This is a genomic window from Mycolicibacterium sp. XJ662, from assembly GCF_053484035.1.
Genome location: NZ_JBEFTL010000005.1, coordinates 237,923 through 261,242 on the forward strand (window position 1 = coordinate 237,923; position 23,320 = coordinate 261,242).

Here is a 23,320-nt window from a genome sequence, read left to right on the forward strand (position 1 = left end):
ACTACATTGACTGTCCCCGCACGCCCCGCACCGCTGTTCGCCGACATCGACGATGTCGCGCGGCGGCTGGCCGAAACCGGCTATCTGCCCGACACGGCAACGGCCACCGCGGTTTTCCTCGCCGACCAGCTGGGCAAGCCGCTGCTGGTCGAAGGGCCCGCCGGGGTCGGTAAGACCGAACTGGCCCGCGCGGTCGCGCAGTCGACCGGATCGGGTCTGGTGCGGCTGCAGTGCTACGAGGGCGTCGACGAGGCGCGCGCGCTCTACGAGTGGAACCACGCCAAGCAGATCCTGCGCATCCAGGCCGGTTCGGGTGACTGGGACAGCACCCGCGACGACGTGTTTTCCGAGGAGTTCCTGCTCTCGCGCCCGCTGTTGACCGCGATCCGGCGCACCGAGCCGACCGTGCTGCTGATCGACGAAACCGACAAGGCCGACATCGAGATCGAGGGCCTGCTGTTGGAGGTGCTGTCGGACTTCGCGGTGACGGTCCCGGAGCTGGGCACGATCACCGCCGAGCGCGCCCCGTTCGTGCTGCTGACCTCCAACGCCACCCGTGAGCTTTCCGAGGCGCTCAAGCGGCGGTGTCTGTTCTTGCACATCGACTTTCCCGACGCCGAGTTGGAGCGGCGCATCCTGCTGTCGCGGGTGCCCGAACTCCCCGAACATCTGGCCGCCGAGTTGGTCCGCATCATCGGGGTGCTGCGCGGGATGCAGCTCAAGAAGCTGCCGTCGGTGGCCGAGACCATCGACTGGGGCCGCACCGTATTGGCGCTCGGGATGGACACGATCGACGACGCGACGATCGCGGCCACGCTGGGTGTGGTGCTCAAACACCAGTCCGATCAGATCAAGGCAAGCGGCGAACTCCGCCTGAACTAGGAGCCCATCGATGGCCGTCCGCCGCACCCGTCCGCCGCAGCCGCTGGCGCCCCACGGTATCCCCGGTCACCTGGTCGGGTTCGTCGAAGCGCTGCGCAAACAAGGGATTTCGGTGGGGCCGTCGGAGACCGTCGACGCCGGCCGGGTGATCTCGGTGCTGGGCCTGGGCAACCGCGAGGCGCTGCGCGAGGGCATCGCATGTGCGGTGCTGCGCCGCCCCGAGCACCGCGACACCTACGACGCGATGTTCGATCTGTGGTTCCCCGCGGCACTGGGCGCCAGGACGGTCTTGCTCGACGACGACGACCAACCATTGCTGGACGAGGACGGCCTGCCGCCCGAGGACGTCGAGGCGATGCGCGCGATGCTGCTGGATCTGTTGGCCGACAACGAGGAGCTGGCCAACCTCGACGAGCGGATGGCCGCGATGATCGCCCAGATCGTCGAGGCCTACGGCCGGTACAACTCCAGCCGCGGCCCGTCGTACTCGTCGTATCAGGCGCTCAAGGCGATGAACCTCGACGACCTCGAAGGCAGGCTGCTGGCGGGGCTGCTGGCGCCCTACGGTGACGAGCCGACGCCCACCCAGGAGCAAATCGCCAAAGCGATGGCTGCCCAACGCATCACCCAGCTGCGCAAGATGGTGGAGGCCGAGACCAAGCGGCGCACCGCCGAGCAGCTGGGCCGCGACCACGTGCAGATGTACGGGGTGCCGCAGCTGGCCGAGAACGTCGAGTTCCTGCGCGCGTCGGGCGAGCAGCTCAACCAGATGCGCCGGGTGGTCGCGCCGCTCGCGCGCACGTTGGCGACCCGGCTGGCGGCGCGTCGGCGCCGGTCCAGGGCCGGTGAGATCGACCTGCGCAAGACGCTGCGCAAGTCGATGTCGACCGGCGGCGTGCCGATCGACGTCGTGCTCAAGAAGCCGCATCCGGCGCGTCCCGAGCTGGTGGTGCTGTGCGACGTGTCGGGGTCGGTCGCCGGGTTCAGCCACTTCACGCTGCTGCTGGTACACGCGCTGCGCCAGCAGTTCAGTCGGGTTCGCGTCTTTGCCTTCATCGACACCACCGACGAGGTGACCGAACTGTTCGGCCCAGACGCCGATTTGGCCGTCGCGGTGCAGCGCATCACCCGCGAGGCCGCGGTGTACACCCGCGACGGGCACTCCGACTACGGCCACGCGTTCGTGTCGTTTCTCGACGGCTGGCCCAACGTGTTGTCGCCGCGCAGCTCGCTGCTGGTGCTCGGCGACGGCCGCAACAACTACCGCAACCCGGAGACCGAACTGCTGGCCCACATGGTCAGCTCCAGCCGGCATGCACACTGGCTCAACCCCGAGCCGCGGCACCTGTGGGGCAGCGGTGACTCGGCCGTGCCGCGCTACGAGGACGTCATCCCCATGCACGAATGCCGCTCGGCCAAACAGCTGGCGACGGTCATCGATGCGCTGCTGCCCGTCTAGGTCCGGCGCGAACGTGGGTTACCCGCACACTGTCGCGGCCGGAACCGTGACACGCGCCCACACTCGGCGCGAGAAGTAAGCTCGCTGCTTGTGGCTTCTGGACGCAGGCTGGGTGTGATGGGTGGGACGTTCGACCCCATCCACAACGGACACCTGGTCGCCGCCAGCGAGGTGGCCGACCTGTTCGAGCTCGACGAGGTGGTGTTCGTGCCGACCGGCCAACCGTGGCAGAAGCACCACCGTGACGTCACCGCAGCCGAGGACCGCTACCTGATGACCGTGATCGCCACCGCCTCCAACCCGCGGTTCACGGTCAGCCGCGTCGACATCGACCGCGGCGGGCCCACCTACACCAAGGACACGCTGGACGACCTGCATGCCCTCGACCCCGACAGCGAGCTGTACTTCATCACCGGCGCCGACGCGCTGGCGTCGATCCTGTCCTGGCAGAACTGGGAGGAGATGTTCGCGATCGCGAAGTTCGTCGGCGTCAGCAGACCCGGCTACGAGCTGGACGGCGAGCACATCGCGGCCGCGGGCAAACACCTGCCCAAGGACGCGTTGACCCTCGTCGAGGTGCCTGCACTGGCGATCTCGTCGACCGACTGCCGGCAACGCGCCGAGCAGAACCGCCCGATCTGGTACCTGGTGCCCGACGGCGTGGTTCAGTACGTGGCGAAGCGCAAGCTCTACGCCGCCCCACCGATAGCGACACAGGGAAAGCAGCAATGAGCGCCTCTGACGAAGCGATCCAGATGGCCACGGTGGCCGCGCGGGCCGCCGCCGCCAAACTGGCCGACGACGTCGTCGTCATCGACGTCTCGAGCCAGCTGGTGATCACCGACTGTTTCGTCATCGCCTCGGCCTCCAACGAGCGTCAGGTCAACGCCATCGTCGACGAGGTCGAGGAGAAGATGCGGGTGGCCGGGTACAAGCCGGCGCGCCGCGAAGGCGCCCGCGAGGGACGCTGGACCCTGCTCGACTACGTCGACATCGTCGTGCACATCCAGCACGAGGACGAACGCAACTTCTATGCGCTGGACCGGCTCTGGCGCGACTGCCCGGAAGTACCCGTCGACCTGGACGGCCAGACGTGAGGATCCGCCGCCTGGTCATGCTGCGCCACGGCCAGACCGAGTACAACGCGGGCAGCCGCATGCAGGGCCAGCTCGACACCGACCTGTCGGAGCTGGGCCGCGAGCAGGCGGTCGCGGCCGCCGAGGTGCTGGCCAAGCGTCAGCCGCGGGTCGTTGTGTCCTCGGACCTGCGCCGCGCGCTGGACACCGCGGTGGTGCTGGGGGACCGCGCCGGGCTGCCGGTGCTGGTCGACACCCGGCTGCGCGAGACGCACCTCGGCGACTGGCAGGGGATGACGCACCTCGAGGTCGACGCCGTCGCGCCGGGCGCGCGGCTGGCCTGGCGCGAGGATGCCCGCTGGGCACCGCACGGCGGGGAGAGCCGCGTCGACGTCGCCACCCGGGCCATGCCGCTGGTCACCGAGTTGGTCGCCGACCAGCCCGACTGGGGCCTTGAGGCGCCCGAACGGCCGGTGGTGCTGGTCGCCCACGGCGGACTGATCGCGGCGTTGACGGCCGCGTTGCTGCGGCTGCCGGTCGACAACTGGCCGATCCTGGGCGGAATGGGCAACGCCAGCTGGGTGCAGCTGTCCGCGCACAGCGACGCCGATGCCCCCGTCGAGGACATCCGCTGGCGCCTCGATGTGTGGAACGCCTCGGCGCAGGTTGCCAACGATGTCTTGTGACCCACCACCCCGCCCGACCCTGCTCATCTTCTGCGACTCGCTGTCCTACTACGGGCCGGCCGGGGGACTGCCCGCCGACGACCCGCGGATCTGGCCCAACATCGTTGCCCGACAACTGGACTGGGATGTCGAGCTGATCGGGCGGATCGGCTGGACCTGCCGCGACGTGTGGTGGGCGGCCACCCAGGATCCGCGGGCGTGGGCGGCGTTGCCGTGGGCCGGTGCGGTGATCTTCGCGACCGGCGGGATGGATTCGCTGCCGTCACCGCTGCCGACCGCGTTGCGGGAACTGATCCGCTATGTGCGTCCACCGTGGCTGCGGCGCTGGGTGCGCGACGGCTACGGCTGGCTACAGCCGCGGCTCTCACCGGTCTCGCGCTCGGCGCTGCCGGGGCACCTATCGGCGGAGTATCTCGAAATGACCCGCGGCGCCATCGATTTCAACCGGCCCGGCATACCGGTGGTGGCGTGTCTGCCGTCGGTGCACATCGCCGAGACCTACGGCCGCGCACACCACGGCCGCGAACCCACGGTCCGCGCGATCACCGAATGGGCCGAGCGCCACGACGTTCCGCTCGTCGACCTCAAGGCGGCCGTCGGCGAATACGTGATGGCCGGCCAGGGCAACCCCGACGGCATCCACTGGAACTTCGAGGGCCATCAGGCCGTTGCCGAACTGATGATCAAGGCATTGGTGGAGGCGGGGGTCTCGTGCCCGTAGTGGTGGTCACGGACTCGTCGTCGCGGCTGCACCCAGACGAGCTCAAGCAGTGGCAGATCCGGCAGGTTCCGTTGCATGTGCTGGTCGACCAGGTCGACCTGCGCGACGGCGTCGACGAGGTGCCCTACGACATCCATGTGTTGCCGCGGGCCAGCACCGCAGGAGCGACGCCGGCCGAGCTGGCCGAGACCTATCGGCAGGCGCTGCAGGACAGCGGCGGCGACGGCGTTGTGGCCGTGCACCTTTCGGCGGCCCTGTCCAGCTCGTACAGTTCGGCGGTGCAGGTTGCCCGCGAGTTCGGCCCGGCGGTGCGGGTGATCAACTCGCGATCGGTCGCGATGGGTGTGGGTTTCGTCGCGCTGAGCGCCGCGCGTGCCGCGGCATCGGGTGCGGACCTCGACACCGTGGAAACCGCCGCTCGCGAGGCGTGCGACCGCGGCAGGGTGTTTCTCGTCGTGCACCGCCTCGACAACCTGCGCCGCAGCGGACGCATCCGGGCTGCCGCGTCGTGGCTGGGCACCGCGCTGGCCGTCAAACCGCTGCTGTGCCTCGACGTCGACGGGCGGCTGGTGCTCGATCAGCGGATCCGCACGGTCACCAAAGCCCATGCGGCGATGGTGGACCGGGTGGTCGATGTGGTCGGTGACGGCCGGGCCGCGGTTGCGGTGCACCACGTCGACAACCATGACGGCGCCGACGCGATCGGTGCGGAGTTGACGACGCGGTTGCCGCAGATCGAGTCGCTCACGGTCTCCGATATGGGGCCGGTGCTGTCGATCCACGTGGGCGCCGGGGCGGTGGGCATCGTCGTCCAGGTCGATCCGTAAGTAACAACGAACGGTTGACACAAGCTTACCGTTAGCGCAGACTTACGGATGTGTCTGCAACTGCATCCGCTGTGCTCGACGCACTGGGCGACAAGACCCGGCGGTCCATTCTGGAAAAGCTGGCCGACGGACCGGCGGCGGTCGGGGTGTTGGCCGAGCAGTTGCCGATTTCCCGGCCCGCGGTATCTCAGCATCTGCGCGTACTCAAGGACGCCGATCTCGTGGTCGAATCGATCGCCGGAACGCGGCGGATCTACCGCGTCAACGAGGCCGGGTTGATGGCGTTGCGGAACTATCTCGACCGGTTCTGGGCGCAGACGCTGGCCGGATTCAAAGAGACCGTCGAATCTATGGAAGGTGACCAACCATGACGCAAACTCGGCCCGAAACCATCCGCCACCATGTCGTCGTGGCTGCACCGCTCGAGCGGGCGTTTCGCGTATTCACCGAGCAGTTCGGTGATTTCAAGCCACGTGAACACAATCTGCTCGGCGGTCCGATCGCCGAGACGGTCTTCGAACCCCGCGTCGGCGGGCACATCTATGACCGTGGCGTGGACGGCAGCCTGTGCAAGTGGGCGACCGTCATCGCCTACGAGTCGCCGAACCGGGTGGTCTTCAGCTGGAACATCGGTCCGACGTGGCAGCTGGAGGCCGACAGCTCCCGGTGTAGCGAAGTCGAAGTTCGTTTCACCGCCGAAGCCGCCGACCGCACCCGCGTCGATCTCGAACACCGTCACATCGAACGCCACGGCGAGGGCTGGCAGGCGGTCGCGGAAGGTGTTGGCGGCGACGGCGGTTGGCCGCTGTACCTGGGTCGCTATGTCAGCCTCGTCGGCGGCGAACCGCAGTGACGCTCACACCGCGGCACGGCCGGTGACCGGCGGCAGGTCCTTGAGCGTGACGATGCCCGGCTCGGCGGCGACGACGGCCGGCACGGCGTTGGTCACCGGCAGCGCGGTGTAGATCATGCCCAGCCCCATGAAACCGGGTTCGGTCCAGTCCTTGGGCGGCAGGCAGTGCAGCACGGTGCGCATATTGGGCAGCCCGAATACCTGGATGACGTGGCCGTGTTCGAGCGGTTTGGGCGGGGTGACGTGGCTACCCATGATCCAGTTGAACCCGACGCTGACCACGTTGTGATCGCCGGCCCAGCCGCGGTGATAGCCGTGCACCCCGGCCACCGTGCCCTCCGGGATCTGCATGAAGCCCAGGTCGCTGTCGCCGGTGGCGGCGGTGAACGTCACGTCGAACGTCATCCGGTCCAGTTTCGCGCCGATGGCGTCGGCCATCATCGCCGCGGATTCGGCGAACACCTCGCTTTCGCGCCGCACGCTCTCGGCCAGGCCCGGCGTGTCGGGATGTTGCGAAAAGCCCATCGCGGTCTGGGTTCCGGCCGACTCGTAGGTCGAGCAGTCCACCGACTCGGTGATGCGGATCTCGTCGACCCGTTCACACGCACCGGACAGCACCATGCCGACCATGTTGGACATGCCCGGATGCGCGCCGCTGCCGAAGATTGTGGAATTGCCCTTCTCGCAAGCCTTTCGGATGCGGTCGAGGTCTTCGGGTGACTGCTTGCCGCCGGTGATCCACGCCGCGCTCGAGCAGACGTTGACGCCGGCTTCCAGCAGCCGCACCAGCTCGTCGATTTTCGGCCACAGCGGGTTGTAGCAGCAGGCGTCGGGTGCAAGGGCGATCAACGCGTCGACGTCGTCGGTGGCGGTCACCCCGGTCGGTTCGGGCCAGCCGCCCAGCTGCGCGGCGTCCACGCCGATTTTGTCCGCGCCGTGGGCGTAGACGCCGACCAGTTCCATGTCGTCGCGGCCGAGGATGGCGTGCAGTGACCGCCTGCCGATGTTGCCGGTGGTCCATTGGATGACGCGAAGGGGTCGGGGTGCGCTCATCTGCAGGAGGTTACATGTGGGTGCCGCCGTCGACGCGGACCTCGGTGCCGGTCACGAAGTAGGCGTCGGTGCTGCCGAGCATGGCGACCACCGCGGCGACCGCGTCGGGTTTGGCGAACATTGCCCCGTCGTCGACGGGCAGCACCGGCTGCACCTTGCCGAACAGGGTGAAGTCGGTGTCAGCGGGCAGACCGGGGCCGACGCTCTGCTTGGATTCCCCGGTGCCGTCGGTCATACCCGACGAAATCGAGCCGGGCTGAACGGAATTGAACCGGATACCCTCCTTGGCGAACTCGAGGGCCAACGCGTGCGTCATCGCCTGGATGCCGCCCTTGGACGCGGCATAGGCAGACATGTACGGGTGGGCGAACGCCGCCGACGTCGAACTGAAGTTCACCACAGCGGGTTTGGTGCCCTTGCGCAGCGCGGGGATAGCTTCGCGCGTCACCAGGAAGGTGCCGACCAGGTTGATCCGCAGCACCTGCTCGAAGTCGGCCAGCGTCGTGTCCAGGAAGTGCGCGGAGCGCAGCACACCGGCCGCGTTGACGAGGGTGTCCAGTGCGCCCAGCGTCCGCACCGCCTCGGCGACGCCGGCCTGCACCGACGGTTCGCTGCTGATGTCCATGACCAGTGTGGTGAGCCGGTCACCGTGCGGTTCGGCCTTGGCGACGGTGTCCTTCAACCCGGCCTCGCTGATGTCGGCGGCCACCACGCAGGCGCCCTCGTCGAGGACGCGAAGGACGGTGGCCTGCCCGATGCCCGAACCACCGCCGGTGATCAGCACACGACGGTCGGTGTATCGCTGAAGAGATGCCATGGGCCGATACAACACTGTCGGACACCGGGTGTCAGCCAGATGTCGCGAATTCACCGCTGCTTGGGCCGGATGAAGACGCCGGAGGCTTCGACCGTGGCACCTTCGGCATCGGCGATATGGCCGACCACGTAGGTCTTGGCGCCCTCGACGCGGTCTACCCACGCCTCGGCGCGCAGCCGGCCCAGCCGGGTCGGGCGGACGTAGCGGACGGTGATGGTTCCGGTGACGGCGGGCTTGTCCGGTTGGTGGGCGGGAGCGGCGAGCACGTGGTCGAGGATCAGCGCGCAGACCCCGCCGTGCACGTGTCCCGCGGGGCCTTCATAGGCGGCGCCGAGTTCGAACTCGGTGGCTGCGCGCCCGCCCGCCTCATGGTGGATCACCAGCGGGGGAGCGACGGCGTTGCGGGCCCCGATCAACACGTTGCCCAGCGCCGTCGGCCGGCCCTCGGCGGTGGCGCGCACTCCGTAGGAACCGGGGATCAACTCGGCGGACAACAGTTCGACGGCCCGGTCGACGTGGCTCTTGGCCTCGGCGGCCACGTCGCGGCCCACCTCGCTGCGGATGGTGGCGTCGATGAGCTGCCGTACCGACTGCGTGAGCGGTTCGAAGTCGTCGGTCATGCGCGCGGTCCCCGCGAGGCCATGTCGAGCGCCGCCAGATGGCTGAACAGCATCGACGCGCCGATCGGGTTGCCACCGCCGGGGTATGCGGTGCCGCTGACCGCCGCCATCGTGTTACCGGCCGCGTACAGGCCGGGGATCGGCCTGTCGGACGTGTCCAGCACGCGCGCGCGGGTGTCGGTGCGCAGCCCGCCTTTGGTGCCCAGGTCCGACAGCCCGAACGCCGCGGCGTGAAACGGTGGCTTGTCGATCGGAACCATCGGCAGCTGTCCACCCGAAAAGGCCCGGTCGTAGGCTTCATTGCCACGTCCGAAGTCGTCATCTTCGCCGCGGGCCACCAGGTCGTTGAAGCGCTTGACCGTGGCCGCGAGGCGGTCGGCGGGCACGTCGATCAGCGATGCGAGCGCTTCGAGCGTGTCCGCGGTGTGCCACAGGCCCTCGGCGCGGTAGCGGTCGGTTTCGACCATCGACACATTGGTCGCCTTGACCGGCGGTACCTCGCCCTCGCGGTCGTCGTAGACCATCCAGCACGGCAACCGCAGTGCCCCACTGTCGATCTGACGGATCATCTCGCGGCCAAGCCGGTCGTATGGCGCGGATTCGTTGACGAAGCGGTCTCCGGCCTGGTTGACGAAGATGCCGCCGGTGAACCACAGCGCGAACGCCGAACGACCGTCGGGATGGGTCAAACCCGGCGACCACCACGCCTGCTCCATCAGGTCGGTGGACGCGCCGACCCCGATCGCGGCCTCGTGCGCGGCGCCCGTGTTGCCTGGTGCTCCCATGGTGTCCGCGGCGCGGCCGGGAACTCCGTAGCGCTCGCGCATGCGGTGGTTGTGTTCGAATCCGCCCGCCGCCAGCAGCACACCACGACGGGCGCCGACGACGACCCGCTTGCCGTCACGCTCCAGGACCGCACCCACGACGGCGTTGTCCTCCGTAATCAGTTCCACCAGCGCTGAATTCAGACTCATCGAAGCGTTGGGCATGTCGAGCATCGCGGCGAGAAACCGGCCGACCAGCGCACGTCCACCGGTCAGCAGATCGGGTTGGGGGGCGCCGAGGCGCTCGCTGTCGAGCGGTCCGCGCACCGAACCGGCGTACGGTCCGAGCCGCGCTGCTGGAATCGGCTTGGCGACGATGTGGCGCAGGCCGTCGGTTCGCGCGCCGGGCACCGCGCCGAAATAGTCGGGCCACGGCAGCACGGCGAACTCGAAATGCCGGTCGGCTTCCAGGTATTCGATGAGCGCGGCGCCGCCGCGGACGTAGGTCTCCTGCAGCTGCCGAGGAGTGCGGTCGCCGACGACGGCGTGGAAGTAGGCCAGGGCTTGCTCGACGGTGTCGTCGCTGCCCTCGCGTTGGAGCACCGGGTTGCACGGAAACCACATACCGCCACCGCCCGAATAGGCCGTGGTGCCGCCGAACTTGTCGGTCGCCTCGACCAGCGCCACCGAAAGGCCTTCGCGCGCCGCGGTATAGGCGCCGGTGACACCACCGCCCGAGCCGACCACCAGGACGTCGACGACCTGGTCATACGCAGCCACATCTGCCTCCATCGCCGCTTCGATGACACACACAGTCTGACATCGGCGGCGAACCCAGCGACGCCGTGTCCCGGTGAGCGGCAGCTAACAAGGGCGCCGACACCGCCGTTGATAGCCTTGACCGGTGGAATCGACCTCGGCGATGCCGAACCTGACAGCGACCGCGTGGGCGCTGCTCGGCATGCTGTCGTACGACACGGAGCTGTCCGGTTACGACATTCGCAAATGGATCAACTGGAGCATGCGGTTCTTCTACGGCAGCCCCGCCTACAGCCAGATCTACTCCGAGCTCAAGAAGCTTGAACAGCACGGGTTCGTCACGTCGCGGGTGGAGAGCAGCGCAGGCGCCCGTAACCGTCGGCTCTACAAGATCACCGAATCCGGTATGGAGGCCGTGACGCGCTGGGCCAACGAGGCGCCGCTGGATCCGCCGGTGCTCAAGCACAGTGCCATTCTGCGGGTGACATTGGGCCATCTGACCAATCCGGCCAGGCTCAAGGAGATCCTGCAGGAGCACCTGGCCTGGGCGGAGCAGATGCACGCCGAGGCGGCCAAAGATGCGCGCTGGGCCGACGTGGAGCCGGCATGGGCGTTCGCCCGCGTCGGATTGCAGTGGGCCGAGCGGCATTACGCCGCCGAACGAGAACTGACCCTGCAGATGATCAAGGACCTCGACGACGCGCAAGCGGTGTTCGCCCAGGCCACCGATGGTACCGAAGCTGGAATCCCTTGGCCCAAACCGGAATACTGGTACGAGATCGAGAAGAAGGCCGACGCGGAAGATTCCGACTAGCCGGGAAGCGCCGCGACGCCGGCAGCGTGCCGCGCCGCGATGTATCCGAACACCAAACCCTGCGCGATGGTCGCTCCCGCACCGGGATACGCCGCACCGAACGCGTTGGCCGCGGTATTGCCGATCGCGTACAAGCCCTCGATGACGCTGCCGTCTTCGCGCAGCACCCGGGCGCGGTCGTCGGCGCGAAGACCGCCGCACGTGCCGAGATCGCTGAGCACCATCTTGACCGCGTAGAACGGCCCCTTGTCGAGGGCCCGCAGGTTCGGGTTGGGCTTGATGGTCGGGTCGCCGTAGTAGCGGTCGTATGCGCCACCTCCGCGGTGGAAGTCGGTGTCGTGACCGGCACGCGCCATAGCGTTGAACCGCGTCATCGTCGCGACGAACTGCGCCCGGGGCACCCCGATCTTGTCGGCGAGCTCGTCGAGGTCGTCTGACCGGTGCGCGATACCCGCGTCATACCAGGCGCGGGGAATGGCCATCCGCGGAAACAGTTCGGCGGCAAAGACGTAACTGTTGCGGTATTGCTGGTCGAAGACGATCCACATCGACTCCACCGGGTTACCTGCGCGCTCGCGCTCCAGCACCCGCTGGCCGAACGACATGTAGTCGGTCGCCTCGTTGACGAACCTGGTGCCGTCCTGGTCGACGATCACCGAGCCCGGCAGCGACCGTTCGGCCAGCATCACCAACGGAGCCGCCTCCGGCAGCGGGGCGACAGCGGGGAACCACCATGCCTGATCCATCAGATCGATTGCGCCGCCGAGCTCTTGTGCGCAGCGGATCGCGTCACCGGTGTTGGTGTCGGCGCCCAGGCTCATGTGCTCGCCGAGGGCTTCGGACTGAAACTTCCACCGCATCTCCATGCTGTGGTCGAAACCGCCGGCCGCCAGCACCACACCGCGCCGCGCGGTGACGGTCACCTCGCGCCCGTCGTGATCCAGCACGGCGCCGGTGACCCTGCCGTTCTCGCTGGTCAGGCGGCGCAACGCGGTGTCGGTCCAGACCGGGATGTTCGCACGCAGCACACCGGCGAACAGACCGGCGGCCAGCGCCTGACCGCCGGCGGCGTAGCGGCGGCCGAGCAGCAACCCGCCGAACCCTTGGCCGAAGCGCTTGACGACCGTCGGCAGCCCTTTGCGCGGCACCCGCGACATCAGGTTCAGCCACCGGTAATCCGCACCGGTCGTGGGCATCGGGATCTTGACTTCCATGACCCCGCCGCGCAGCCGGCTGCGGTAGACGCCGAGGATCGACGTGTTCAGCGGCCGGCACTCGCAGGTGCGACCGGCCGCTGTGCCGCCGGGCTTTTCGGCGTGATAGTCGGAATAGTCCTTCGCCCAGAACAACCGCATCGGCGTGGTTCGCCGCAGCAACTCGACCGTCTGTCCGACGTGTGCGAGAAACGCTGTGGAGCGGTGTCGGGGCGCGGTTTCGGCGACGACCGAGTCCAGGTACTGCTGCGCGCGCGACGCGGTGTCACCGGCCCGGTTCTCCTCGAGGACCGGGCTCGCCGGAAACCACAGCGCACCGCCGGACCGGGCGGTCGAACCCCCGACGTGCGACGACTTCTCGACGAGCAGAACGGACAACCCGACCTCCTTGGCGGCCAGCGCAGCGGCCATCCCGGTGCCAGAACCGACGACCAGAAGGTCGACGACGGTGTCCTGGATTCCTAACCCGGCAGGGATCGTGTTTGAGTCGTGAGCCGTCACGTTTGTCGACAGTAGAGAGCAGGTGCGGCAGCCCGAATTCAGCATCCCTACCAGCGGGACGATCTTCGAACCCGGCCGGTCTTCTGCGGTAGAACTTCAGCCATGACGTTGCAGACTGATGTCGAGGTCCGCGAGATCGAAACAGAGCAGGCGCCGACGCGGTTCGCTCGCGGCTGGCACTGCCTGGGCCTGGCCCGCGAACTCGGGGACGGTAAGCCGCACACCGTCAACGCCTTCGGCCAGAAGCTGGTGGTGTTCCGCAGCGGTGACGGCAGGATCAACGTGCTCGACGCCTATTGCCGGCACATGGGCGGTGACCTGTCCCAAGGCCAAGTCAAGGGCAACGAGATCGCGTGCCCCTTCCACGACTGGCGGTGGGGCGGTGACGGCCGGTGCAAAAAGGTGCCCTACAGCAAGCGGGCGCCGCGGCTGGCCCGGACGAGGACCTGGCTGACGCTGGAGCAGGACGGGATGTTGTTCGTGTGGAACGACCCCGAGGGCAACCCGCCGCCGGACGAGGTGACGATTCCGCGCATCGAAGGCGCCGGAAGCGACGAGTGGACCGATTGGCACTGGTACACCACGGTGGTGCACACCAACTGCCGCGAGATCATCGACAACGTCGTCGATATGGCGCACTTCTTCTACATTCACGGGTCGATGCCGACCTACTTCAAGAACATCTTTGAAGGACACGTCGCCACGCAGTACATGAACAGCGGCGCCCGTGAGGACATACCGCATCCAGAGGGCCAACCGAAGATGCTCGGCACCACATCGGCGGCGTCGTATTTCGGCCCGTCGTTCATGATCGACGATTTGACCTACCACTTCGAGCACGAAGACCAGAACACGATACTGCTCAACTGCCACTACCCGATCGACGCGAATTCCTTTGTGCTGCAGTACGGGATCATCGTCAAGAAGTCCGCGAGCCTGCCGGAGGAGGCCGCGACGCAGACCGCGATCGCGCTCGGCGACTGGGTCAAGGTGGGCTTCGAACAGGATGTGGCGATCTGGAAGAACAAGGCCCGTATCGACAACCCGCTGCTGTGCGAGGAGGACGGCCCCGTCTATCAGCTGCGGCGCTGGTATGAGCAGTTCTACGTCGACGTCGCCGACGTCGAACCGGATATGGTCGACCGCTTCGAATACGAGATCGATGTCACCCGCCCCCGCGAGGCGTGGCAGAAGCAGGTCGAGGACAACATCGCGGCACGCGCCGCGCAGGCTTAAATGGCTGTCCGGGCCGACAACCGCCTGCAGGACCTGCCGCCGGTGCCGGTGAGGTGCAGCCGCTGCGCCGCTGAAGTGCTGGTGCGCAAGAGCAGCTGGCAACAGACCAGCATCCAGTGGAACGCGCAAGCAACCGCGCGGTGCCCGCAACGACGGCAGGCAGACGAACTCGACAACCACGGCGGCGGCGTGTTCCTGTCGTGCTCGGACCTGCGCAACTCGATCGACGAGGCGGTGGACAACGGCACGGTGCGTATCGTCGACGAAACGGCGGACGCATCGTCGTCGTGACGCAGAATCAAGCTATGACAGATCTAGCGAGATACGGGCCATGGGCGGTCATCGCGGGCGGATCAGAAGGCGTCGGAGCGGAGTTCGCGCAGCTGCTCGCGCGCTCCGGAATCAATCTCGTCCTGCTGGCGCGCAAACCCGGCCCGCTCGACGCCACCGCCGCCGCGTGTCGCGAACACGGCGTTGAAGTCCGAACACTGTCAGTGGATTTGGTCAGTGACGGGGCCGTGGCGCGCATCGTTGAGGCCACCGAGGGCCTCGAGGTGGGGCTGCTGATCTACAACGCCGGCGCAAACACCTGCAGCGAGAACTTCCTCGACGGTGAGCTCGCGGACTTTCAACGGGTCATCGCTCTGAACGTCAGCGCCATGCTCGCCGTGGTCCAGCATTTCGCCCGCCCGATGCGCGATCGCCGCCGCGGCGGAATCCTGCTCGTCGGTTCGATGGTCGGCTACCTGGGCTCGATGCGCCACAGCGTGTACGGCGGGGTGAAGGCGTTCGGTCGGATCTTCGCCGAGAGTCTGTGGCTGGAGCTCCGGGACTACGACGTGCACGTCCTGGAGCTGGTGCTGGGGGTGACCCGCACGCCGGCGATGGAACGCGTCGGGCTGAACTTCGACGTGCCGGGGATGCGCGTGGCCGAACCGCAGGATGTGGCCCGCGAAGGGCTGGAGCAACTGCCCAACGGTCCGGTGTTCGTCGCGGGCGGCAACGCCGAGGACGTCGCGCGGCGCACCCACCCGGACCGGGCGAAGGTGGTGCTGGGGGCGCACCGGGCGATACAACGGCTCATCGGCAACGAAGACATCGACTAGAACTGAAGCTGTGCGAATCGGATTATCGACACCGGTGGTCATTCAGATGCCCGGTGTGGCCGGCTCCTGGGAGCGCGACGCCGGTATCGAGGACATCGCGCGGATCGCGCAGGTGGCCGACGAACTCGGGTTCGACTACCTGACGTGTTCGGAGCATGTCGCCGTCCCCGACGACGACACCTCGGTGCGCGGTGCGGTCTACTGGGATCCGTTGGCCACGTTGGCGTTCTTGGCGGCCCGCACGTCACGCATCCGGCTGGCCACGTCGGTGGTGGTGCTGGGATACCACCACCCGTTGGCGATCGCGAAGCGCTACGGCACGCTGGACCGGGTCAGCGGCGGCCGGCTGGTGCTCGGCGTCGGCGTGGGCTCGCTGACCGCCGAGTTCGACCTGCTCGGCGCCGCGTGGGCGGACCGGGGCGACCGCGCCGACGACGCGATCCGCGCCCTGCGGGCGTCGCTGTCCACACCGCATCCGACCTACGACGGCCAGTACTACCGGTATGACTCGATGGTGGTCGAACCGTGCGCGGTGCAGCCACGTGTTCCGATCTGGGTGGGTGGCCGCAGCGCGCGGTCGTTGCGTCGTGCGGTCGAGTTGGCCGACGGCTGGATGCCGTTCGGGTTGCGCAGTGACGAGATCGCCAGACTGCTTGCCGCCGTGACGCTTCCGGCGCAGTTCGACGTCGTGTTACCGGTGGGCCCGCTGGATCCGCGTGGGGACGCCGACACAACGCTGCGCCGGTTGGGCAAGCTGGCCGACCTCGGCGCCATGGCCGTCACCTGCTCGCTGGCCGCGTCGAGCCCCGACGACTACTGTGACCAACTCGCCGCGCTCCGCACGGTGGCCGACGATATGTGAGGAGCCGTCGTGACCGACGACCGACTGGCAGAACTCGAAGCGCGATTGCAGCGCATCGAGGACGAGCGCGCGATCGAACGCATCATCGCGTCATACGGCCCGCTTGTCGACGCGGGTGAGGCCGATGCGGCGGCCGCGCTGTGGGCTGTCGACGGCGTCTACGACGTCGAGGGCTGGCCGATGCGCAGCCGTGCCGATGTCGCCGCGATGGTGGCCTCCGATGCGCACCGAGGCCTGATCGAACGCGGCTGCACCCACTTCCTGGGTCCGGTGGTCGCCACCGTGCACGGGGACGAAGCCGTCGCGGTGTGCGAATCGCTGGTGGTGACCCGTCGCGACGACGGCTACACGGTGTGGCGCGCAGCCGCAAACCACTTCCGGCTCAACCGGATCGACGGGCGCTGGCAGATCACCAACCGCACCACCCGCACCCTCGACGGCCGCGCGGAGGCGCGGCTGTTGTTGTCGGATGGGGTCGCGGGGCGGCCCGCGCCGTAGTCTTTGGTGCGTGACCGAAAACCACGACCCGCCCGTCGCCGTCGTGACAGGTGCCAGCCGCGGCGCGGGCCACGGCATCGCCCGGGCACTGCGGGCCCGCGGCTGGCGGGTGTACGCGACGGGCCGCACCGTCACCGACACCGGCGACGGGGCCGTCGCGGTGCCACTGGACCACCGCGACGACGACGCCGTCGCCGCACTGTTTAGCCGGGTCGACGCCGACTACGGCCGGCTGGACCTGCTGGTCAACAACGCCGCCGCGGTGCACGACGCGCTGACCGATCCGAAACCGTTCTGGGACAAGCCCATCGGCTTGGCCGAGATCATCGACGTGGGTCTGCGATCGGCGTACGTCGCATCCTATTTCGCGGCGCCGCTGCTGCTTCGTGCCGAGCGGGGACTGATCGTGTTCACGTCTTCGCCGGGTTCGGTGTGCTACATGCACGGTCCTGCCTACGGGGCGCAGAAGGCAGGCGTCGACAAGATGGCCGCCGATATGGCCGTCGACTTCCGCGGCACCGCCGTGCACACCGCGTCGATCTGGATGGGGATACTGCTGACGGAGAAGTTGCGCAGCGCCTTCGACGCCAACCCCGAAGGGCTGCCGGCCATGGCGCAGCACGCCGAGACACCCGAGTTCGTCGGGCATGTGATCGACGCGCTGTATCGCGACCCGCAGCGCGGCGAGCACAGTGGGCATACCCTGATCGCCGCCGAACTCGCCCAGCGCTACGAGATCACCGACGAGGACGGCAGGCAGCCGCCGTCGCACCGCGACATGCTCGGCGCACCGCGCCCACCCAGCGACGTGATCGTGCGCTGAGCGTCAGGTCAGCTGGAACGCGCTGATCGGGGCTTCCTCGGGATAGGTCGTCGGACCGCCGAGGTCGTAGACCGCGTTCAGCGCGGCGATGAACTCCGGGTCGTGCAGCGGTTCGCCGGGCACGTCGAGCTTGATGCCCTTCTTGTGCACGTCGTCGACGAGCATGTCGATGGCTTTGTCGACGGTGAGGTCGTCGCTGCCGTCCATGTTCTTCTTGAGCTCGTCGAAGTCGGAGAACACCTCGGCCGACCAGTGCACCAGGAACCGCAACTCGTCGGTGTGGTGGCGGGCGATCACGTCGCCGCCGTTCTTGAGCAGCCAGTGGTCGCGATCGGCGGGGTCACCGGTGAACACGGTGTCGAAGGCCAGACCCGGAGGGGTCTGCAGGTCCAGTGGGCCGTTGGCCTCGCCGCGGTGCACCATCATCTCGTTCTGCACGAGCACGCCGCGGTTGTAGATCGGCGGCATGATGCGCCGCGGCTCTTTGAGCGGACCGTCGGGCCAGTAGGTGAAACCGCTTCCCTCGTCGAGGGAGAACCAGGTGATCACCTGGGCCATCTTGATCAGGTAGTCGCGGAACAAGCCCGACTTGCCCATCACGCTGGTCAGCCAGGTCGGCGCGTTCTCGTGGCGCACACCGCGAAAGCTCGGCGCGTCCAGGTGGCCGGGATCGCGGTTGGCGCACGGCCCGTTGATGTTGAACAGCATCATCTGCGGCTTGGCGTACTCGGCGCCCCAGTAGCTCTTGGCGAGTTCGACGAAGCGCTGGTTGTAGAAGCAGTCGTGCAGTTGCGGGTACAGCACCGTGCCGTAGTTCGCCAGGTAGCCACGGAACGTCGCGGTCAGGAACAGGTCCAGCGACGGCGTGAACCCCTCGGGGAACATTCCGCTCATCGTGGCCATCAGTTCCTCGGCCGACGCGAAATGCTGGGCGATGATCAGCCGCCACGGCCCCTGGGTGCGCACCACATCGAGCAGCCGCTCGCGTTGGTCGTCGGTGTAAACGTTGTCGATTTCCCGCGGCGGCGAGGCCGGCCGCAGGACGTCGGAAAGCTCGATCCGCTGCTGTTCGGTAAGCATGGCTTGATTCTGGCGCGGTCCGTGACCGTCGCCTGCGCACCTGTCCGGTGATCGGGACACCCTTTTTCCGGCGAGCAGACGCAGAAGGCCGTTGTCCGGCACAAATTTGTGACCTTCTGCGTCTGCTCGGCCTAGAAGTTGGCGAACTTCGCGCGCAGCAGCGCACCGATTTCGGCGATCGCCAACCGTCCTCTGGCCGTCGCGTCGGAGCGCATCAGGAATCCGTGGTAGATGCCGGGATAGCGGGTCAAGGTGGTCTGGACGCCGGCGTCGCGTAGCCGAAGCGCGTACCGCTCGCCCCAGTCGCGGATCGGATCGTATTCGGCGGTGACGACGACGGCCGGCGGCAGCCCGGTCAGGTCGGTTGCCATTGCGGGAAAACGGTATTGGTCCGGCGGGATGCGCACGTCGCGGTCGGCGAGTTCGTGCATGTAGTCGATGTCGTCGCGGTGCAGCATCGGCGCGTCGGGCATGTCCACAATCGACGCGCAGGTCATGTCGCGGTCCAGGCCCGGATACAGCAGCACCTGACAGCAGATCGGCGGGCCACCGCGGTCACGTGCGGCCAGCGCGACCGCTGCGGCCAACGAGCCGCCCGCGCTGTCGCCGACGACGGCCAGGCGTCGGGCGTCGATCCGCAGTTCGCCGGCGTTGGCGGCGACGTATGAGGTGGCCGCGTAGGCGTCCTCGAACTGTGCAGGCGCCGGCGCTTCGGGTGCCAGCCGGTATTCGACGGACATCACCGTGGCGCCGCTGTGGGCAGCCAGCGCGCGGGCGAGCGGTTCGAACGAATGGTTCGACCCCAAAACCATTCCGCCGCCGTGGAAATAGACCAGAACGGGGGAGCGGTCGGCGTGGGTCGGCCGGTAGACCCGGACCTGAATGGCGCCCCCCGGACCGGAAATGACGCGGTTCTCGACCTCGGCCATCTCCGGCATGTCGTCGGGGTGCGGCGCGGATTCGAGAGTCCGGCGCACCTCGCTCAGACCGCGTTGCCGCATCGGGGGGATCGGCCCGAAGGCCGAGACGCGCTCGGCGGCGTCGGGATCCAGACGGTACTTCGCGGGTGTCAATGCCGTGCGGGATCGAAGCGCTGCTTGGTGCGCAGCATCGGTGCGCGGCGCTCGGCCAGCACGGCGGCCCGCTCGGCCATCGCGTTGCCGACGTACTCGGGCTGGGTGAGCAGATAGAAGTCACCGGCGACCGACTGATCGAACACCACACGCGCCGCCTCCAGCGGATCCATTGCCGTGTCCCTGATGTCGAGCATCGCGGCCCGGTGCGATTCGGCGGCCTCGACGTCGCCGTCGTCGACCCCACCGGCGGCCTCGAAGATGTTCGACCGCACCGCGCCCGGCACCACCGCCTGCACGTGGATCCGGTCACCGTGCCCAGCCAATTCCACCTCCAGGCGCAGACATTCGGTCAACGCCAGCACCGCGTGCTTGCTCATGATGTAGGGCGTCTGCAACGGCATCGCGACCACCCCGCCGATGGACGACAGGTTCCACACCCACGCCGGGGTGTCGGCGGCCAACATGCGCGGCAGGAACGCGCGGATCCCGTAGAACACCCCGCTGACGTTGATGTCGACCAGCCGGTCCCAATTCGCGACGGGGATGTCCCAGAGGTACCCGAACTGTTCGACGCCTGCGTTGTTGACCAGCAACCGTACCGGGCCGATGTCCGAGTAGACCCGTGCGGCAACGTCTTCGAGCGCGCCTGGGTCGCGCACGTCGCACACCATGTCCACCGAGCCGGGGAGTTCCTCACGTAACGCGGCGATGGCTGCGGCGTCGACGTCGACCAGGACGACGGTCATGCCCAGGGCGGCGGCGTGGCGCGCCAGGCCCGCGCCGATCCCATTGCCGGCGCCGGTGATGACCGCGACCCCACCGCCGAAGGCGGCCCGCGCGTCCACCTGTTACGAAGCCGTCGCGGCCGACTTGGCGGCGTGTTCGGCGAACGGGATGGAGTCCTCGGCGTCGAGGATCACGGTCATCGACGTGAAGACCAGCCCACCGTCCTCCGAGCGCCGGATGCCCACATCGACCACGCCGCTGGAGACGTCGAACGGGACGTTGTTGGTGACCTGGTTGACATACAGGTAGAAGCGGGCGGAGGTGACGGCGCCGTCGACGCCGGTGCGGAAGATGTTGGTCGCGTGGTGGCGCAGCGGGTAGGGGTTCTCGTTGCGGTGCTGGGTCAGCCACGCCAACGTCTCGTCTTTGCCGTGCAACTCCGCGGCGAGCAGGTCTTCGAACGGGCAGTTACCCGAATCCGACCGGCTCAGGTACTCCACCTCGTCGCCGAGCCGGGCGCCGAGTTCGCTGAAGTGGCCCTGGTCGTAGTGGTACCAGAAGCCTGCGATGAACTCCTGGACCTCAGACAGCGTGATGTCGTTGCTCATGGCAGCGAGTCAACCTGCGGCGAGGCCGAGTTGGGACCGCGGTGCCCGTTGAGTGGAACACCGGGCTCAGTCGGTGATCAGCGCCCACACGTCCGCGCCCGGGGCCAGCGCCGCGGCGGTGACCTGCTCGTCCCAATAGCGCACCGATCCGTACTCCGAGCGCCACGCGAGCGCGGCGCGGGTGAACTCGTGCAGGCGGTGTTCGTGGGTGGTGCCGATCGCACCGTGCACCTGGTGGGCGTTGCGCACGACCACCGACGCCGCATGCCCGACGCAGGACCGGGCGGCCGCGACGCGGAAGCGCAGGTTCGTCGCCGCCCAGTCGCTGCCGACCGCCGTCGTCAACGCCGACTCGGTCGCCGCCCGCGCCAGCGCCGCCTCCGCGGTGAGGTCGGCGATCAGGTGCTGTACCGCCTGGAAGCGCGACAGCGGCCGGCCGAACTGGATGCGCGAGCCCACGTGGTCGATGGACAACCGCACGGTCTCGTCGAGCACCGCGCACACCTGGATCGCCCGCACCAGCGCCGCCTTGAGCCGCAGCTGCTCGACGGTCTCCGCGGCGACGGGTACGCCGTCGAGCGCGCGGACGTCGGCCACCACCGTGTCGCGCGGCTCACCGATCAGGTTGGCGCCCGCGGTGATCTCGAGCGCGCCGGTGTCGACGTCGGCGACGCGGTGGCCGCCGCCGTCGTGCCACACCACGACCACCCGGTCGCTGCCCGCGGCCCAGGGAACGCTGTGCGCGGTCGCGTCGTCGTCCAGCAGGGTCAGTGTGCGCGTGGCGCTGTCGCCGGGCATGTCGTTCGCGTCGAGCAGCCAGCAGGCCAGCAGGTCGTGTTCGGCCAGCGGGATCCGCACCGCGTTACGTGCCGCGGCGGCGAGCAGTTCGGCGGCTTCGAACCAGCCGGCCCCGCTGCCGCCGCGGTTCTCCGGCCCGGTCAACCGGACCAGGCCCAGTTCGTCGAGGCGTCCCCACAACTGCGGGTCACGTTCGATCACCGTTACCGGCGGGTGGGCTTCGCGGTACTCGGCGAAGACGGCGCCCATCATCTCGATCAGTGCGGGGTCGACGCTCGCGGTCATCGCAGCCCCAATCCTCGCGCGATCACACCGCGCAGCACCTCGTTGGTTCCGCCGCGCAGTGTGAAGCCGGGCCGCTGGTCGACGGCGTTCGAAACCAGTTGGGCGAACTCGGGATCGGTGGTGTCGCCGGTGATGGTGTCGGCGAAGTCGGCGATGTCGCCCTCGGTGGTGGTGCCCAGGACCTTGACGACGGCTGCGGGGATGTCGGCGGGCTCGCGTCGCTCCAAGGCACCGGCGACGGCGGTGGACATCTGGTGCAGGCCGGCGATGCGGGCCGTCAGCCGGCCCAGGTCGGCATCGCGCGGAACGTATTGCGCAGCCATGTTTTCGCCGCATGCGGCCAACAGGACGAACGTCGACAGGAACCGCTCGGGTCCGCTGCGCTCGAAGGCCAGTTCGGAGGTCACCTGTCGCCAACCCTGGCCGATCTCGCCGAACACCATGTCGTCGGACACGAACGCCTCGTCGAGGATCACCTCGTTGAAATGGTGTGCGCCGTTCATCGAGACGACGGGACGGATGTCCACGCCCGGTCCGCGCAGATCGACGATGAACTGGCTGAGCCCGGCGTGCCGGTTCTGCTCATCGACGGGTGCGGTGCGGGCCAACGCGATGAACGCGTGCGCACGGTGCGCACCCGATGTCCACACCTTGGTGCCCGACAGCGACCAACCGCCGTCGACCTGCACCGCCTTGGTGCGCACGCTGGCCAGATCCGACCCGGAATCGGGTTCGCTCATGCCGATGCCGAAGTAGCACTCGCCCCGGGTGATCCGCGGCAGAAAGTTCTGCTTCTGCGCTTCGGTGCCGTACTTGAGCAGCGACGGCACGATCTGCCGGTCGGCGATCCAGTGCGCCGCCACCGGTGCGCCCGCGGCGAGCAGCTCCTCGGTCACGGCGAAGCGTTCGACGAACGACCGCCCGTGCCCGCCATACTCGACGGGCACCGTCATCCCGAGATAGCCCCGTGTGGCAAGTGCTTTCGTGAAGTCCTCATCCCATCCCGTCAGCCATGCGTCGACCGCGGGGGTGAACGCGCCCGCGGCCAGCTGCTCGGCGAGGAACTCGCGGACCTCGGTGCGCACGGCCGCCGTCGCGGCGGCGTCGACGGCCGCGGGTGGCACCAGCCTGGGGGCTGTCTGCATGCTCATGACGGCAACTGTAGAGAGCTGGTCT

Annotated in this window: 27 protein-coding genes; 16 read left to right on the forward strand and 11 right to left on the reverse strand. The window is 68.2% G+C overall.

Annotated elements, in window-relative coordinates:
* Positions 1–6 precede the first annotated feature (6 nt).
* The 9 genes from ABQE93_RS16710 to ABQE93_RS16750 all read left to right on the forward strand — a co-directional run bounded on the left by ABQE93_RS16710 (position 7) and on the right by ABQE93_RS16750 (position 6,504).
* The gene (locus tag ABQE93_RS16710; RefSeq protein WP_448408830.1) at positions 7–882 is read left to right on the forward strand and encodes an AAA family ATPase; all 876 of its coding nucleotides are present in this window, start codon (positions 7–9) and stop codon (positions 880–882) included.
* A 10-nt stretch (positions 883–892) separates the two neighbouring features.
* Positions 893–2,341 carry a vWA domain-containing protein gene (locus ABQE93_RS16715; protein WP_448408828.1) on the forward strand — a complete coding sequence of 483 codons (1,449 nt, stop codon included), beginning with the start codon at positions 893–895 and terminating at the stop codon, positions 2,339–2,341.
* A 90-nt stretch (positions 2,342–2,431) separates the two neighbouring features.
* Positions 2,432–3,073 carry a nicotinate-nucleotide adenylyltransferase gene (gene nadD / locus ABQE93_RS16720; protein WP_448408826.1) on the forward strand — a complete coding sequence of 214 codons (642 nt, stop codon included), beginning with the start codon at positions 2,432–2,434 and terminating at the stop codon, positions 3,071–3,073.
* On the forward strand, positions 3,070–3,438 hold the full coding sequence (gene rsfS / locus ABQE93_RS16725) for a ribosome silencing factor (protein ID WP_448408824.1): 369 nt from the start codon (positions 3,070–3,072) through the stop codon (positions 3,436–3,438). The genes nadD and rsfS overlap by 4 nt, the downstream gene beginning before the upstream one ends.
* Complete coding sequence (gene gpgP / locus ABQE93_RS16730) at positions 3,435–4,103, forward strand: glucosyl-3-phosphoglycerate phosphatase (protein WP_448408823.1); 669 nt, start codon at positions 3,435–3,437, stop codon at positions 4,101–4,103. Before rsfS ends, gpgP begins: the two co-directional genes overlap by 4 nt.
* Complete coding sequence (gene octT / locus ABQE93_RS16735; RefSeq protein WP_448408822.1) at positions 4,093–4,824, forward strand: diglucosylglycerate octanoyltransferase; 732 nt, start codon at positions 4,093–4,095, stop codon at positions 4,822–4,824. Before gpgP ends, octT begins: the two co-directional genes overlap by 11 nt.
* Positions 4,815–5,651, forward strand: a complete 837-nt coding sequence (locus ABQE93_RS16740; RefSeq protein ID WP_448408821.1) for a DegV family protein — start codon at positions 4,815–4,817, stop codon at positions 5,649–5,651. Before octT ends, ABQE93_RS16740 begins: the two co-directional genes overlap by 10 nt.
* A gap of 50 nt (positions 5,652–5,701) precedes the next feature.
* The gene (locus ABQE93_RS16745) at positions 5,702–6,022 is read left to right on the forward strand and encodes an ArsR/SmtB family transcription factor (protein WP_448408819.1); all 321 of its coding nucleotides are present in this window, start codon (positions 5,702–5,704) and stop codon (positions 6,020–6,022) included.
* Positions 6,019–6,504, forward strand: a complete 486-nt coding sequence (locus ABQE93_RS16750) for an SRPBCC family protein (RefSeq protein WP_448408818.1) — start codon at positions 6,019–6,021, stop codon at positions 6,502–6,504. The genes ABQE93_RS16745 and ABQE93_RS16750 overlap by 4 nt, the downstream gene beginning before the upstream one ends.
* 3 nt (positions 6,505–6,507) lie before the next feature.
* On the opposite strand, the gene ABQE93_RS16755 is transcribed toward ABQE93_RS16750, so the two are convergent.
* Genes ABQE93_RS16755 through ABQE93_RS16770 form a run of 4 tightly spaced genes read right to left on the reverse strand, consistent with a single transcriptional unit; the run spans position 6,508 to position 10,538 of the window.
* Positions 6,508–7,557: an NAD(P)H-dependent amine dehydrogenase family protein gene (locus tag ABQE93_RS16755; RefSeq protein ID WP_448408817.1), complete on the reverse strand. Its 1,050-nt coding sequence runs from the start codon at positions 7,555–7,557 to the stop codon at positions 6,508–6,510.
* Between the two features lie 10 nt (positions 7,558–7,567).
* On the reverse strand, positions 7,568–8,374 hold the full coding sequence (locus tag ABQE93_RS16760; protein ID WP_448408816.1) for an SDR family NAD(P)-dependent oxidoreductase: 807 nt from the start codon (positions 8,372–8,374) through the stop codon (positions 7,568–7,570).
* Positions 8,375–8,424: 50 nt separating this feature from the next.
* Positions 8,425–8,994, reverse strand: coding sequence for a PaaI family thioesterase (locus ABQE93_RS16765; RefSeq protein WP_448408815.1), 570 nt, complete (start codon positions 8,992–8,994; stop codon positions 8,425–8,427).
* Positions 8,991–10,538, reverse strand: coding sequence for an FAD-binding protein (locus ABQE93_RS16770; protein ID WP_448408813.1), 1,548 nt, complete (start codon positions 10,536–10,538; stop codon positions 8,991–8,993). Before ABQE93_RS16770 ends, ABQE93_RS16765 begins: the two co-directional genes overlap by 4 nt.
* 142 nt (positions 10,539–10,680) lie before the next feature.
* Here ABQE93_RS16770 and ABQE93_RS16775 point away from each other — a divergent pair, with 142 nt between their 5' ends.
* Positions 10,681–11,331: a PadR family transcriptional regulator gene (locus ABQE93_RS16775; RefSeq protein ID WP_448409133.1), complete on the forward strand. Its 651-nt coding sequence runs from the start codon at positions 10,681–10,683 to the stop codon at positions 11,329–11,331.
* Here ABQE93_RS16775 and ABQE93_RS16780 read toward each other — a convergent pair.
* Positions 11,328–13,046 (reverse strand): 3-ketosteroid-delta-1-dehydrogenase, encoded by a 1,719-nt coding sequence (locus ABQE93_RS16780; protein WP_448408812.1) that lies wholly within the window; start codon positions 13,044–13,046, stop codon positions 11,328–11,330. The genes ABQE93_RS16775 and ABQE93_RS16780 overlap by 4 nt on opposite strands.
* Before the next feature lie 102 nt (positions 13,047–13,148).
* On the opposite strand from ABQE93_RS16780, the gene ABQE93_RS16785 reads away from it, so the two are divergent.
* The 6 genes from ABQE93_RS16785 to ABQE93_RS16810 are packed head-to-tail and all read left to right on the forward strand — an operon-like array spanning position 13,149 to position 17,571.
* Entirely contained in the window at positions 13,149–14,282 is a 1,134-nt protein-coding gene (locus ABQE93_RS16785) for a 3-ketosteroid-9-alpha-monooxygenase, oxygenase component (protein WP_448408810.1), read from the forward strand.
* Entirely contained in the window at positions 14,283–14,573 is a 291-nt protein-coding gene (locus ABQE93_RS16790; protein ID WP_448408809.1) for a ferredoxin, read from the forward strand.
* A gap of 14 nt (positions 14,574–14,587) precedes the next feature.
* On the forward strand, positions 14,588–15,388 hold the full coding sequence (locus ABQE93_RS16795) for an SDR family NAD(P)-dependent oxidoreductase (RefSeq protein WP_448408808.1): 801 nt from the start codon (positions 14,588–14,590) through the stop codon (positions 15,386–15,388).
* Positions 15,389–15,398: 10 nt separating this feature from the next.
* Positions 15,399–16,250, forward strand: coding sequence for an LLM class F420-dependent oxidoreductase (locus tag ABQE93_RS16800; protein ID WP_448408806.1), 852 nt, complete (start codon positions 15,399–15,401; stop codon positions 16,248–16,250).
* A 9-nt stretch (positions 16,251–16,259) separates the two neighbouring features.
* The gene (locus ABQE93_RS16805) at positions 16,260–16,748 is read left to right on the forward strand and encodes a nuclear transport factor 2 family protein (RefSeq protein ID WP_448408805.1); all 489 of its coding nucleotides are present in this window, start codon (positions 16,260–16,262) and stop codon (positions 16,746–16,748) included.
* Positions 16,720–17,571, forward strand: a complete 852-nt coding sequence (locus tag ABQE93_RS16810) for an SDR family NAD(P)-dependent oxidoreductase (protein WP_448438071.1) — start codon at positions 16,720–16,722, stop codon at positions 17,569–17,571. Before ABQE93_RS16805 ends, ABQE93_RS16810 begins: the two co-directional genes overlap by 29 nt.
* Before the next feature lie 3 nt (positions 17,572–17,574).
* On the opposite strand, the gene ABQE93_RS16815 is transcribed toward ABQE93_RS16810, so the two are convergent.
* The 6 genes from ABQE93_RS16815 to ABQE93_RS16840 all read right to left on the reverse strand — a co-directional run bounded on the left by ABQE93_RS16815 (position 17,575) and on the right by ABQE93_RS16840 (position 23,295).
* Positions 17,575–18,651 carry a hypothetical protein gene (locus ABQE93_RS16815; protein ID WP_448408802.1) on the reverse strand — a complete coding sequence of 359 codons (1,077 nt, stop codon included), beginning with the start codon at positions 18,649–18,651 and terminating at the stop codon, positions 17,575–17,577.
* 131 nt (positions 18,652–18,782) lie between these two features.
* Complete coding sequence (locus tag ABQE93_RS16820) at positions 18,783–19,652, reverse strand: alpha/beta hydrolase (RefSeq protein WP_448409131.1); 870 nt, start codon at positions 19,650–19,652, stop codon at positions 18,783–18,785.
* 68 nt (positions 19,653–19,720) lie between these two features.
* A complete protein-coding gene (locus tag ABQE93_RS16825) occupies positions 19,721–20,572 on the reverse strand; it encodes an SDR family oxidoreductase (protein WP_448408800.1) in 852 nt (283 codons plus the stop codon).
* A gap of 3 nt (positions 20,573–20,575) precedes the next feature.
* Positions 20,576–21,061: a nuclear transport factor 2 family protein gene (locus tag ABQE93_RS16830; protein WP_448408799.1), complete on the reverse strand. Its 486-nt coding sequence runs from the start codon at positions 21,059–21,061 to the stop codon at positions 20,576–20,578.
* A 66-nt stretch (positions 21,062–21,127) separates the two neighbouring features.
* Positions 21,128–22,144, reverse strand: a complete 1,017-nt coding sequence (locus tag ABQE93_RS16835) for an acyl-CoA dehydrogenase family protein (protein ID WP_448408798.1) — start codon at positions 22,142–22,144, stop codon at positions 21,128–21,130.
* Entirely contained in the window at positions 22,141–23,295 is a 1,155-nt protein-coding gene (locus tag ABQE93_RS16840) for an acyl-CoA dehydrogenase family protein (protein ID WP_448408797.1), read from the reverse strand. Before ABQE93_RS16840 ends, ABQE93_RS16835 begins: the two co-directional genes overlap by 4 nt.
* Between the last annotated feature and the right edge of the window lie 25 nt (positions 23,296–23,320).

Bases quoted from the DNA above. Each gene is read 5' to 3' on its own strand.
- ABQE93_RS16715 (WP_448408828.1), top strand. From the start codon at position 893: ATGGCCGTCCGCCGCACCCGTCCGCCGCAGCCGCTGGCGCCCCACGGT.
- rsfS (WP_448408824.1), top strand. From the start codon at position 3,070: ATGAGCGCCTCTGACGAAGCGATCCAGATGGCCACGGTGGCCGCGCGG.
- octT (WP_448408822.1), top strand. From the start codon at position 4,093: ATGTCTTGTGACCCACCACCCCGCCCGACCCTGCTCATCTTCTGCGAC.
- ABQE93_RS16750 (WP_448408818.1), top strand. From the start codon at position 6,019: ATGACGCAAACTCGGCCCGAAACCATCCGCCACCATGTCGTCGTGGCT.
- ABQE93_RS16755 (WP_448408817.1), bottom strand. From the start codon at position 7,557: ATGAGCGCACCCCGACCCCTTCGCGTCATCCAATGGACCACCGGCAAC.
- ABQE93_RS16760 (WP_448408816.1), bottom strand. From the start codon at position 8,374: ATGGCATCTCTTCAGCGATACACCGACCGTCGTGTGCTGATCACCGGC.
- ABQE93_RS16765 (WP_448408815.1), bottom strand. From the start codon at position 8,994: ATGACCGACGACTTCGAACCGCTCACGCAGTCGGTACGGCAGCTCATC.
- ABQE93_RS16775 (WP_448409133.1), top strand. From the start codon at position 10,681: ATGCCGAACCTGACAGCGACCGCGTGGGCGCTGCTCGGCATGCTGTCG.
- ABQE93_RS16785 (WP_448408810.1), top strand. From the start codon at position 13,149: ATGACGTTGCAGACTGATGTCGAGGTCCGCGAGATCGAAACAGAGCAG.
- ABQE93_RS16790 (WP_448408809.1), top strand. From the start codon at position 14,283: ATGGCTGTCCGGGCCGACAACCGCCTGCAGGACCTGCCGCCGGTGCCG.
- ABQE93_RS16795 (WP_448408808.1), top strand. From the start codon at position 14,588: ATGACAGATCTAGCGAGATACGGGCCATGGGCGGTCATCGCGGGCGGA.
- ABQE93_RS16810 (WP_448438071.1), top strand. From the start codon at position 16,720: ATGGGGTCGCGGGGCGGCCCGCGCCGTAGTCTTTGGTGCGTGACCGAA.
- ABQE93_RS16815 (WP_448408802.1), bottom strand. From the start codon at position 18,651: ATGCTTACCGAACAGCAGCGGATCGAGCTTTCCGACGTCCTGCGGCCG.
- ABQE93_RS16820 (WP_448409131.1), bottom strand. From the start codon at position 19,652: ATGCGGCAACGCGGTCTGAGCGAGGTGCGCCGGACTCTCGAATCCGCG.
- ABQE93_RS16830 (WP_448408799.1), bottom strand. From the start codon at position 21,061: ATGAGCAACGACATCACGCTGTCTGAGGTCCAGGAGTTCATCGCAGGC.
- ABQE93_RS16835 (WP_448408798.1), bottom strand. From the start codon at position 22,144: ATGACCGCGAGCGTCGACCCCGCACTGATCGAGATGATGGGCGCCGTC.
- ABQE93_RS16840 (WP_448408797.1), bottom strand. From the start codon at position 23,295: ATGAGCATGCAGACAGCCCCCAGGCTGGTGCCACCCGCGGCCGTCGAC.